The following is an 11,310-nucleotide window of genomic DNA, read 5'->3' as shown; positions in this document are numbered from 1 at the left end:
TTGGTAGCGGGGTCAGGATTTGAACCTGAGACCTTCGGGTTATGAGCCCGACGAGCTACCTGACTGCTCCACCCCGCAGCAAATTGTAGAAGAACCTTATAGTTTTGACGCGAAATTGTCAAGGATTTTGTCAGAGTAAAATAAACCTGGCCCCTAGTTTGAGGGTTCTGCCAGCACGGACAATACAAATTCGGGTATCCGAACTATATGGCCCTCAGGGTTGATACAGGCATGGAGGGTGTGGCCGGTAACCAGAGGCTGTGTATCGCCCTCTTTTTGATATATTTTGTAATCAAAGCGGAGACTGGCGCGTCTGATCCGGCCCACACTGGTTTCGATCAGGAGCAAGTCGTCATAACGAGCGGATTGAAAGTAATGACAAAAGGCTTCAGTGACAGGTAAGGCAAAGCCCTTCTCTTCAATCTCCTTGTAAGTTAAACCGCGCTCACGGACAAACTCGGCCCGGCCCCGTTCAAAAAGTCGGAGGTAGTTGCCATAATATACCACGCCCATTGGGTCCAGATCGCCATAGATAACCCGGTAGCGAGTCCTGGAAACATTATCTGAAGCATTCATTTCTGTTTATCCAAAAAGAGGTCAATTAAAGTATGACCCTGTTCAAAATAGATTCCAGCCTCGCTGGCCTGTTTTTCAGAATAGGCGCGGTTTGAAGGGAGGGGGCCGGGAAAGATAATAAAGGGTACTGGTTCTGGAGTGTGGGTTTTAACTGATATGGGAGTAAAGTGATCACAGAGGATCAGCATTCGGAAATCACCCATCTCTATCAGCCCAGCCCTCATGGGCCCGACGACTCGACTATCAAAGAACTCTATGGCCTTGATTTTTTCTTGGAGATTTCCCTGATGGCTGGCTTCGTCCGGCGCCTCAATATGAAGGAAAACCAGGTCTGTCCTTTTTAAGGAATTCAAGGCAGCCTTGACCTTGGCTTCATAATCGGTGTCAATAAACCCGGTCGCGCCGGGCACGTTTATAGGTTTAAGACCGGCATAGACCCCGAGGCCTTTAATGAGGTCCACGGCCGAGACCACAGCTCCATTTATCCCCCAGCGCTCCTGATAAGTCGGCATGGTCAGGCCGCGTCCTTGCCCCCAGGGCCAGATAGAGTTAGCCACAAGTAACCCTTTGGCCTTCCGTTTCAGATTGACCGGGTTTTTCTCAAGTAAGGGCCAGGAAGCTTGAATAAGGTCTAAAAGAGGCTTCATTTCACCGGATTGATTCAAATAAGCCGTTACATCCTGATCCAGGTAATCATGAGGCGCAATAGTCGGGAGGCTGCTTTTCAGGCCTGGCCAGACCAGTAGATGGCGGTAGCTAACTCCAGGGTAGATTTTTTGACCTTTCTCTAAGGGCAGCTTGCCAGCCAGGTCTTCAATTATGGCGTGGGCTTCAGCCGTGCTGATATTGCCAGCGCTGTGATCGCGCATAATCAGGTGACCGCCGCGTTTGAATGTAAGATTGATCAGGTTGAGGCGAAAGGCGACCTCGTTGTCGGCCAGGCTGACGCCCATACTGGCCGCTTCCAACGGCGCTCGTCCGGTGTGATAAACTGCGGGATCATAACCCATGATAGACAGATTGGCTACATCTGAACCGGCCTCCATGTTTTTGGGAATGGTTCGGACCAGGCCGAGGAGACCGCCCTGGGCCAGGGCGTCCATATGAGGCGTGTCAGCCGATTCCAGCGGAGTTTGATTACCGAGTTCCGGAATCGCATAATCCCCCATGCCGTCACCAACCAGGATGGCATACTTCATTAAGAACGATCCTCCACTCTGATCAGTACGGTCTTATCCCGGATTATGTCGAGCTGGTCAATTTCGGCCAGGGCTTTTTTAACGTTCGCCTCCTGGGCCTCATGCGTCAGCATGACAATGGGAACAGCGCCCTTTAGTTCTCGACCTTTTTGAATGACCGAGCTGATACTGATATTATGGGCTCCTAAAATCCCTGAGATCCTGGATAGGACGAGCGGGCGATCAATTACTGAGAAGCGGAAATAGTAGGTAGTCGTTATTTCGTCTATGGGCTTAAGAATTAAATTTTCCTGACCTACCTCTCTCCAGGCCAGGGGAGGAACTCGATTTAAAGCGCCTCTTGAAATAGATCTGGACAGCTCGATAACATCGCTAACCACTGCGCTGGCGGTAGGCATCATGCCCGAGCCCTGTCCATAAAGGAGGATGTCTCCCACGGCATGGCCATTGAAAAGAATGGCGTTAAATGGTCCATTAACTCCGGCCAGGACATGACTGATAGGAAGTAAAGCCGGATGGACACGGGCCTCGACTTCCGACGCATTCAGGGATGATATGGCCAACAGTTTGACAACATATCCGAATTCAGCTGCGAACTGGATATCCACAGGCGCCAGTTGGCTGATGCCTTGGACAAAGATCTTGTCCAACTCGATCTTGTGTCCGTAAGCCAGTGAAACGAGGATGGCCAGCTTGTGGGCCGTATCCACACCTTCAACATCAAAAGTGGGGTCTGCTTCAGCAAAGCCTTTTGCCTGGGCTTCGTTAAGGGCCTGGTTAAAGTCCATCCCTTCTGAGCTCATCTTTGTCAAGATATAATTGGCCGTTCCATTAAGAATGCCAAAGAAGTAGTTGATATAGTTGGCCGCAAGGTCTTCTTTTAGGGTCCGGATTATGGGAATACCCCCGCCCACACTGGCCTCAAACAGGATCTCCACCTTGTTTTTTTCCGCTGCTTCAAATATTTCCTGGCCGTGAGTGGCTAGAAGGGCCTTATTGGCTGTGACGACGTGTTTGCCTGCCGCCATAGCTGCGAGCGTCAGGGTTCTAGCCGGCTCAAGCCCACCAATTAGTTCGATGACAATCTCGATCTCTGGGTCTTTGATAATATCCTCTGCATTAGTGGTCAAAATGGAGGGGTCCACCTGGACCGGGCGAGGAGTTTTGATGTCCAGATCAGCGATTCTTTTAAGGAGCAAGGGCCTATCCAGCTTCTTTTGGATCAAATCATGGTTTTCTATCAAGATTTTGGATGTGCCTGAGCCGACCGTGCCCCACCCGATGAGACCGATATTGATTGGCTTCATTTTTCAAGCACCTTTCTTAGACCACGGATAGCCTGATTTATACGATGACTATTTTCTACAAGAGCAAAACGGACATAACCTTCACCGTATTCTCCAAAACCCAGGCCCGGGCTAACCGCTACCTTCGCCTCTTGGATTAGCATCTTCGAGAAATCAACAGAGGTCATATGACTGAACTGCTCCGGCATCTCGGCCCAGGCAAACATTGTTCCTTTAGGCGCCGGGATGTTCCAGCCAATACGTTTGAGGCCGGTGATCAATGTGTCCCGGCGCTCTTTATAAGTTTTTTTAATCTCTTCGACACAGGATTGGTCTTCATTAAGGGCAATAATGGCCGCGATCTGGATAGGTTGAAAAACCCCATAATCCATATAACTTTTAAGACGGGTCAAGGCGTGGACCATCTCTCGATTACCTGAAACAAAGCCGATTCGCCATCCCGCCATGCTGTAACTTTTTGACATGGAAAAGATTTCAACACCAATATCCTTGGCCCCTTTGACCTGTAAGAGGCTTGGGGCCTCATAGCCATCATAAGTCAGGTCTGCATAAGCCAGGTCGTGAATGAGCAAGATATTGTGGTCCATGCAGAAATCCACGATTTTTTCGAAAAATTTCAGATCAACTACCGCTGTGGTCGGATTATGGGGAAAGGAGATAATCAACGCCTTGGGCGCCGGCCAAGTCTGCTTGACGGCCACGGTCAAATCCTCCATGAAGTCCCGATCCAGCGCCATGGGAATAGACCTCAAGTCGCCACCGGCAATAATGACTGAGTAGGCATGGATAGGATATGTCGGATTAGGGGATAGAACGACCTCCCCTGGACTGATCATGGCCAGCATCAGATGACTCAAGCCTTCCTTGGCCCCAATAGTAGCCACAGTCTCAGTTTCCGGATCAATATCCACGTCGTAGCGCCGCCGATACCAGGCTGCAATGGCATGCCTCAATTTGGTGATGCCGCGCGACGCAGAGTAGCGATGGTTGTGGCCCTTGCAAGTTGCTTCGACCATTTTTTTTACGATATGGTCGGGGGTGGGCAGGTCAGGATTACCCATGCCCAGATCAATGATGTCCTCTCCGGCACGCCGGGCAGACATCTTCAACTCATCAACTGCGGTAAAAATATAAGGCGGTAGCCTTTTTATCCTTGGAAACTCGAATTTAACCATATCTCCATTCTCTTCTTGTTTTGTTGGGTGTGCTTCTAATAAGGTGTTATGAATATATGATTGAAATACACTTGTCAATTTGTTAGGAGTTTTTTTCTCAGATTAATACCTAATTGACACCCAAATCTCATTTTTGTATTGTCTCGATTAGAGAAAATTTCTTTTCGCTAATTTCTCACTTATGATTAATTCCTTGATGAAAATCATTATAAACGACCGCCTGGCCTCATGGACCGGGGGGGTGTTCTTCACTCTCTGGATCGGGCAGCGATACTATTTTCACTACCGACCCACTTTCCTCTGGTGGCTTATAACCTTTCAGTTTGTGCTTTTTGTGGTTGCTTACCTTAGCCGCCATAAGGCGCTCCAACATGCCCGTGGATTCAGAGAGATAGTCTTTCCTTTTATCTGTGCGGCCATGCCTTTCGCCTTGGAGAATTATCCGATTAAGCCCAAAGGTGTGGCGCTTACCCAACTCGAACCTTTCTCCATCGGCCTCATGACTCTAGGCACCCTTTTCATCATTACCGGTATATTTTATCTCAGACGCTCCTTTTCGATCATGGCTGAAGTAAGGGAGCCGGTTTTTTCCGGCATTTACAGGTGGTCGCGCCACCCGATGTATCTGGGCTCTATTTTTTCATCGTTAGGTATACTCCTGAATTATTATCATATTCTAAACGTATGTATTTTCGGAGTCTTCTGTATTTTTCAAATCTACCGCGCCAGTCTTGAGGAAAAGAAGATTATGGCCGTCTTCCCTGAATATGGCCGGTATGCCTCGCGGGTTGGGTGGCTGTGGAGGCTGGGAACAAGGCGCGCTTTGAGCTAGCTTTGATTATCCCGCCTCAACCAGCTCACCTTGCATCTTACGATCTATCTGATTGACGACATCCCGAACCAGCCTGAAGTTCGGATCATCAAGTTCCGGATCTGAAGCAATAATCTCCTGGGCCAGCTTGCGAGCCTGAAGCAGGAGCGGCAAATCGTGAGGCAGGCGCGCCCAGGTTAGAGATGGCATTCCAGACTGCTTTAAACCGGCTGCATCTCCCGGACCCCTAAACTTGAGGTCTTCCTCGGCCAGGATAAAACCATTGCTGGTTCGGGCCATAATTTGCAGGCGACTTTCCGAGGGGCTATCCTCCGACCCGCTTATCAGTATGCATCGAGCCGGCCTGGGGCCTCGGCCGACACGTCCGCGCAGTTGGTGAAGCTGCGCCAGTCCAAAGCGATCCGCACCTTCGATCAGAATCATGGTCGCGTCGGCTACGTCCAGTCCAACTTCAATGACCGTGGTCGCTACCAGGACCCTGATTCGGCCTTTACGGAAGGCTTCAAGGGCAGCCTGCTGTTCTTGGATCTTCATCCGACCATGTACCAGGCCAACTTCGACCTGAGGCAGGACCTCCTGAGATATAAATCGAAACAGATCTTTAGCCGCTGAAAGGTCTTCAGATACGTTAGTCTCCGTCTCCTTCGCTTCAATCCGCGGCGCGACGACAAAGGCCTGTCCGTCATTTAAGACCTCTTGAGCTAGATTCTGGTAAGCCTCCACGCGATTCTGCGAGCTGAAAATCTTTGTTTTGACTGGCTGACGCCCGGGAGGCAGACCCTGTATCATGGATAAATCCAGGTCGCCATAGAGTGTCAGTGCCAAAGATCGAGGTATGGGTGTGGCGGTCATGACCAACAGGTCTGGCCGTGCCGCCTTGGACTTGAGGGCTAATCGTTGAGCCACCCCGAAACGATGCTGCTCGTCTATTACAACCAGCCCCAGGGATTTGAATTGCACGGCTTTCGAAAACAAGGCGTGAGTTCCAAACACGAGCTGTATCTTGCCAGAGGCGAGATGCTCTTGACATAAATTTTTTTCCGCTTCTGTGCGGCTGCCGACAAGAAGGTCTATGGTTAATCCCAGTCTTGTTGCATAAGGAGTCAGGGTTTGGTAATGCTGTTGGGCTAGAATTTCAGTTGGAACCATGAAGGCGGCCTGAAAGCCGCCATCAATGGCAGCCAAGGCGGCTGTCATAGCCAGAACGGTTTTACCGCTCCCCACTTCACCTTGAAGAAGGCGGTTCATCGGACGCGGTGCGGCCATATCCTGTTGGATCTCTTTCAGCACTTGAGCCTGGGAGGGGGTCAATTTAAAAGGCTGGCTGGAGAGGAACTGATTACCCAGTCGAGATTGGATTGGGAAGGTCAAGCCTTGTTCTCGATTCAGCCGGGCTCGCGTTCGGGCCAGAGCGAGTTGAATGAAGATGAGTTCAAACAGGGACAGGGATCGCCAGGCTCTGGATTGATCCGACCGAGGCAGGGGACCCGTTTTTCTGGCTGGCGGCCGGTGTATGGTCATCAGGGAGGTGATCGGGTCAGATAGGTTTTGCTTTTTAAGCCAGGCTTGAGGAAAGATGGCTGGCACCCCTGAAAGTTCACGGGAGGCCTGAGCCATAATCCGTCTCAACACTCCTGGTTTAATGTCTTCTAATTCCGGATAAACCGGCCGGATTTCCGGGATCGGTGGTTCTTTGCCTTGCCAAGGGATGATCTCTGGGTGAAGTATATAGAGCCGATTTTGATAGTCTTTAACCTGTCCAAATAGGAGTACCCGGTCACCTTTTTTCATGGTTCGCCTCAGGTAAGCCGGTAGACGAAACCAGAAGGCGGTCACTTGACCGGTATCATCGGAAATAATGATTTCAAAAAACCTGCGGCCGGTTCTCCCTGACCGTTTTGGTCTGAGGTCCTCGATTTGTCCGTTGATCAGGGCTTCAGAATCGGCCCTCAATCGGTCCAGGGGAGTCAAGGCGCGGCGGTCCTGGTAACGGTTCGGCATCAGGGACAGAAGATCGCCAACGGTTTGAAACCCTTTTTCCTGAAGGATGCGCTCCAGTTGAGGGCCAACTCCTTTGAGGGAGCGTAGATCCTTAGTCAGGCTAGGATGTCCGGGCAAAGGGAGCATATTCGCGACCATTCCATCGGTAGTTTGAGTTTCAAATCTAGCATGAAAAAATCAATTGACATCTTCAGTCGTCCAAGATTATTTATTATATAATACATTTTCGGCTGGCTTGGCGGTTATTTTATCTAAAGGAATTTTTCTTAATAAGAAAAGGGAATTGTAGGTAAAATACATCTACCAGCAATATCTCATCAAAGAGGTGGCTTACTGATGAACACTAAAGATAAAACCGGGAAGCGTCGGCCCCGATCTGTACCTGGCGTCGAAAAGAAGGCCGGAAAAAAAGGTAGAACCTATAAGGAAGCAGGGGTGGACATTGATGCCGGTGCCGAGTTTGTGCGTCGAATTACACCTTTGGTCAAAAAAACATTTAATTCCAGGGTCGTGACTGACATTGGCGGGTTTTCCGGGCTGTATAACTTTGATCCAGCCTTTTATGAGCATCCTGTCCTGGTTTCCTCCACAGACGGTGTTGGAACTAAGCTCAAGGTTGCCTTCATGGCCGATATTCACGATACCGTGGGAATTGACCTCGTAGCCATGTGCGTGAACGACATCCTGGCCCAAGGTGCTCGGCCTTTGTTTTTTTTAGATTATTTGGCAGTATCTAAGTTAATTCCAGATCAGGCCGTTGAAATCATGAAGGGCATTGTCAAGGCCTGTCAGGAGGTTCCTTGCGCCCTGATTGGAGGAGAGACGGCGGAGCTGCCAGATTTTTATCTCTCCGGTGAATACGATCTGGCGGGCTTTGTTGTGGGAGTTGTCGAACGCGATAAGATTATTGATAATTCAGAAGTACGTGTTGGAGATAAAATTATCGGCCTTGGATCGAATGGTTTGCATAGCAATGGATATACACTTGTCAGGCGCATCATTTTTGATGATCTAAAAATGAAAGTGACTGATAGGCTATTAGATACCACTGTGAGTGAAGAGCTGCTTCGTCCAACCCGGATCTACGTCAATACCGTCCATATGCTCCTACGAGATTTTAAAATTACAGGTATTGCTCATATCACCGGCGGCGGAATTCTGGAAAATATCTCCCGCGTCCTGCCGCAGACTTGTCAAGCCGTCTTGAAAAAAGATTCCTGGAAGCGCCCTCCTATTTTTGATTTTATACAAAAAGAAGGAGGCGTGGCCGAGGGTGAGATGTTCCGTACTTTTAACATGGGGGTGGGCTTAGTCATCATTGTTCCATCGGTTCAGTCTGCCGAGGTTTTGGAACGGCTTAACGGCATGGACGAACCAGTTTATCTGATCGGTGAAATCAAAGAACGGTCGGCAGGCAAGCCACCGGTAGTCCTCGTCTAAACACTTTTCTTTCCAGCGAGGAATTGAAGCGATGAACAAGGTCAAATTAGGTGTGCTCATCTCTGGCAGCGGCAGCAATCTTCAGTCCATTATTGATAATATTGAAGCAGGACATCTCTCGGCCAAAATAGAAGTAGTCATCTCTAACGAACCTGATGCCTATGGTTTAATACGCGCCCAAAACCACGGCCTTAACACTGCGCTAGTCAATCATAAGGATTTCCCTTCTCGGGAAGCCTTTGATGAGCGTCTGGTTGAGGTGCTTAAGCAAAATAATGTCGAATTGGTTGTCCTGGCCGGATTCATGCGTGTTGTGACCCCAACCTTTCTGCGGGCTTTCTCGAATCGTGTTATGAATATCCATCCGGCACTCCTGCCTGCCTTCCCTGGCGTTCATGTCTGGCAGAAGGCCATTGATTATGGTGTCAAATTCTCTGGATGTACAGTGCATTTCGTGGATGAAGGAACCGACACCGGACCGATTATCATTCAATCAGTGGTTTCTGTATTGGATGATGATGACGCCGATAGCCTGGCAGCACGGATACTCAAACAGGAGCACAAAATCTACCCTCGAGCCATTCAGCTTTTTGCCGAAGGGCGGCTTGAAATAGAAGACCGCCGGGTAAAGGTTCGTCCGAGGGACAGATCGCTCGACTTGGCGAACTTGACCAATCCTAAGCTCGAATAGCCGCCACTTTCGAAACAACTCATTAAAACCATGCCATTATGATCCTGGTCAGTGCATGTTTAGTCGGATTTAAATGTCGGTACGATGGGCGGCACTCGTTGAGCCATGACCTGGTGAAGAAGCTGGCCCATGAGTCTTGGGTGGCAGTCTGTCCGGAACAGTTGGGTGGACTGCCGACCCCTCGCGTCCCCGCTCGAGTTGAAGGCGGCGATGGGGCTGATGTGTTAACCGGCCTGGCGCGAGTTGTCACAGTGGAAGGAGACGATGTAACCGGAGCTTATCTTCGTGGAGCGAAGATAAGCCTTGATGTGGCCTTAAGGCTGCAAGTGAAGAGGTGCTATCTTAAGGATCGTTCGCCTTCATGCGGGTTCGAGCTAATCATGGATAATAAGGAGGCCTCGAGAAGGCAGGGAGTTTGTGCGGCCCTGCTGACTCAGGCTGGATTTGAAGTAGTGGAGGTAAAGGCCAAAGCCGCCTCCTAACAAGCCGTCACAATAGACAGATAGGCTTTACCCCCTTGCTTTAGTATTTTAAAGAGGCAGCTTTTTCCTTGATTTAAATTTTATACTTGGCTATGATCCTTTCTGCTGTGGGCGGTTAACTCAGCGGCTAGAGTGCCATCCTCACACGGTGGAAGTCGGGAGTTCAAATCTCCCACCGCCCACCACCTAAAACAAAAGAATAACAGATAGATACTCATTACAAATTTAAAAAAGCCTTTTTAATAAAGGGCCTTATTGATTTAGCTCCGATTACAAACTTAAAAAGGCCTTTTAATAAAGGGCCTTATTAATTTAGCTCCGAAAAAGCTATTTATATCAATGTATTGTGGAAATCAATGAATACATGATTCCTATTCAATAAATTATATCTTCGGCAGATTGAAAAAGAGACGTCATGAAGGAGGAAGACCATGGCAATCAAAGAAATAAAACCCCAGGAGTTGGATGCGGAGCGATTTATCAAAGACAAGGTAAAAGAAATATCAGACACAGTTGCAGGTGATACTGCCATCAACGCCCTGTCTGGGGGAGTTGACTCTTCGGCGGCGACCATACTGGCGCACAGGGCCTTGGGGGCAAAACTTATAACGTATTTTATTGATAATGGCTTGATGCGGAAAGACGAACCTCAAAAAATTGTTTCTATCTTTGCGAACCTCGGAGTACCTGTCGAGCTCATTGAGGCGAAGGAGGAGTTTTTCGCCGCCTTGGCTGGAATCACCGATCCAGAAGAGAAAAGGGAAGCCATTACTCAGACTTTTTACCGGAAGATTTTTGGCCGGTTGGTAAAAGAGAGTGGTGCGAAATACCTTTTTCAAGGGACGATTCTTACGGATATAGACGAAACAGTCGCAGGCATCAAAAGGCAGCATAATGTCTTTGCGCAGTTGGGTATTGATCCTCAACAAGAGTTTGGCTACAAAATCATCGAACCCCTGTTACAACTTCGCAAAGACGGGGTGAGAATAGTCGCTGAAACCCTCGGTCTTCCTGAGAAAATTTATAATAGACCCCCTTTCCCTGGACCGGCGCTGGCGGCTAGAATCATTGGGGCCGTGACGCCTGAAAAGATTGAACTCGTGCGCCAGGCGACTGTTATTATGGAGGAGGAGCTTGACTCATTTAATGCTTTCCAGAATATGGCGATCTTGCACGATGATCGTGTAACTGGCATGCGCAACGGTAAAAGAGAATTTGGGAAGGTGATACAAGTCAGAAGCTGGAAGAGCGTGGACGCCCGTACGGCAGCGCCCATGGAAATACCGTTTGAGACATTGTTGCGTCTGGGCGAGCGCATTCCAGACGAAGTCCCTGGTGTGGTCTGTGTGACGTACAATATTACTTCAAAACCGCCATCCACCATGGAGGCAATCTAGTTTTAATACTCCATCTTCAGTAAAAGTAAGCTCCAATCTAAGCCTATCCCTGGAAACTGGACAACCGAAATTATGCAATAGACAATACTGCCATTTTGCTACTATAATATTAATGAACAATATAGACCAGGGTACAAGAAGGTATAATTCAGCCGCAGCTAAGGTGTTATTAATAAATAGAAAGATAGGGTATCAGATAACAAGAAATAT

Annotated in this window: 10 protein-coding genes and 2 tRNA genes; 6 read left to right on the top strand and 6 right to left on the bottom strand. The window is 48.9% G+C overall.

The window, feature by feature from the left end; genetic code table 11:
• Position 1: 1 nt before the first annotated feature.
• From JRI95_08180 to JRI95_08160, 5 genes are all read right to left on the bottom strand, one after another.
• A tRNA-Met gene (locus JRI95_08180) sits at positions 2-78 on the bottom strand.
• Positions 79-153: 75 nt separating this feature from the next.
• Positions 154-576 (bottom strand): acyl-CoA thioesterase, encoded by a 423-nt coding sequence (locus JRI95_08175; protein MBW2061522.1) that lies wholly within the window; start codon positions 574-576, stop codon positions 154-156.
• Positions 573-1,775 (bottom strand): cofactor-independent phosphoglycerate mutase, encoded by a 1,203-nt coding sequence (locus tag JRI95_08170; GenBank protein MBW2061521.1) that lies wholly within the window; start codon positions 1,773-1,775, stop codon positions 573-575. Before JRI95_08170 ends, JRI95_08175 begins: the two co-directional genes overlap by 4 nt.
• Entirely contained in the window at positions 1,775-3,082 is a 1,308-nt protein-coding gene (locus JRI95_08165) for a homoserine dehydrogenase (protein ID MBW2061520.1), read from the bottom strand. Before JRI95_08165 ends, JRI95_08170 begins: the two co-directional genes overlap by 1 nt.
• A complete protein-coding gene (locus tag JRI95_08160; GenBank protein ID MBW2061519.1) occupies positions 3,079-4,257 on the bottom strand; it encodes an aminotransferase class I/II-fold pyridoxal phosphate-dependent enzyme in 1,179 nt (392 codons plus the stop codon). Before JRI95_08160 ends, JRI95_08165 begins: the two co-directional genes overlap by 4 nt.
• 196 nt (positions 4,258-4,453) lie before the next feature.
• Between JRI95_08160 and JRI95_08155 the strand changes: the two genes are divergently transcribed.
• The gene (locus JRI95_08155) at positions 4,454-5,089 is read left to right on the top strand and encodes a hypothetical protein (GenBank protein ID MBW2061518.1); all 636 of its coding nucleotides are present in this window, start codon (positions 4,454-4,456) and stop codon (positions 5,087-5,089) included.
• A gap of 6 nt (positions 5,090-5,095) precedes the next feature.
• Here the strand turns inward: JRI95_08155 and recG are convergent, their stop codons facing one another.
• Positions 5,096-7,216: an ATP-dependent DNA helicase RecG gene (gene recG / locus JRI95_08150; protein MBW2061517.1), complete on the bottom strand. Its 2,121-nt coding sequence runs from the start codon at positions 7,214-7,216 to the stop codon at positions 5,096-5,098.
• 210 nt (positions 7,217-7,426) lie between these two features.
• Here recG and JRI95_08145 point away from each other — a divergent pair, with 210 nt between their 5' ends.
• The 5 genes from JRI95_08145 to JRI95_08125 all read left to right on the top strand — a co-directional run bounded on the left by JRI95_08145 (position 7,427) and on the right by JRI95_08125 (position 11,100).
• Positions 7,427-8,530 (top strand): phosphoribosylformylglycinamidine cyclo-ligase, encoded by a 1,104-nt coding sequence (locus tag JRI95_08145; GenBank protein ID MBW2061516.1) that lies wholly within the window; start codon positions 7,427-7,429, stop codon positions 8,528-8,530.
• Between the two features lie 31 nt (positions 8,531-8,561).
• Entirely contained in the window at positions 8,562-9,221 is a 660-nt protein-coding gene (locus JRI95_08140; GenBank protein MBW2061515.1) for a phosphoribosylglycinamide formyltransferase, read from the top strand.
• Between the two features lie 38 nt (positions 9,222-9,259).
• A complete protein-coding gene (locus JRI95_08135) occupies positions 9,260-9,703 on the top strand; it encodes a DUF523 domain-containing protein (GenBank protein MBW2061514.1) in 444 nt (147 codons plus the stop codon).
• Positions 9,704-9,812: 109 nt separating this feature from the next.
• Positions 9,813-9,888, top strand: a tRNA-Val gene (locus JRI95_08130).
• Between the two features lie 246 nt (positions 9,889-10,134).
• Positions 10,135-11,100 carry an ExsB family transcriptional regulator gene (locus JRI95_08125; GenBank protein MBW2061513.1) on the top strand — a complete coding sequence of 322 codons (966 nt, stop codon included), beginning with the start codon at positions 10,135-10,137 and terminating at the stop codon, positions 11,098-11,100.
• Positions 11,101-11,310 lie beyond the last annotated feature (210 nt).

It is taken from the genome of Deltaproteobacteria bacterium, assembly GCA_019308995.1.
Lineage (GTDB): Bacteria > Desulfobacterota > Desulfarculia > Adiutricales > JAFDHD01 > JAFDHD01.
Note: the sequence above shows the minus strand (reverse complement) of the source record. Positions and strands in the feature narration are given on the sequence as shown.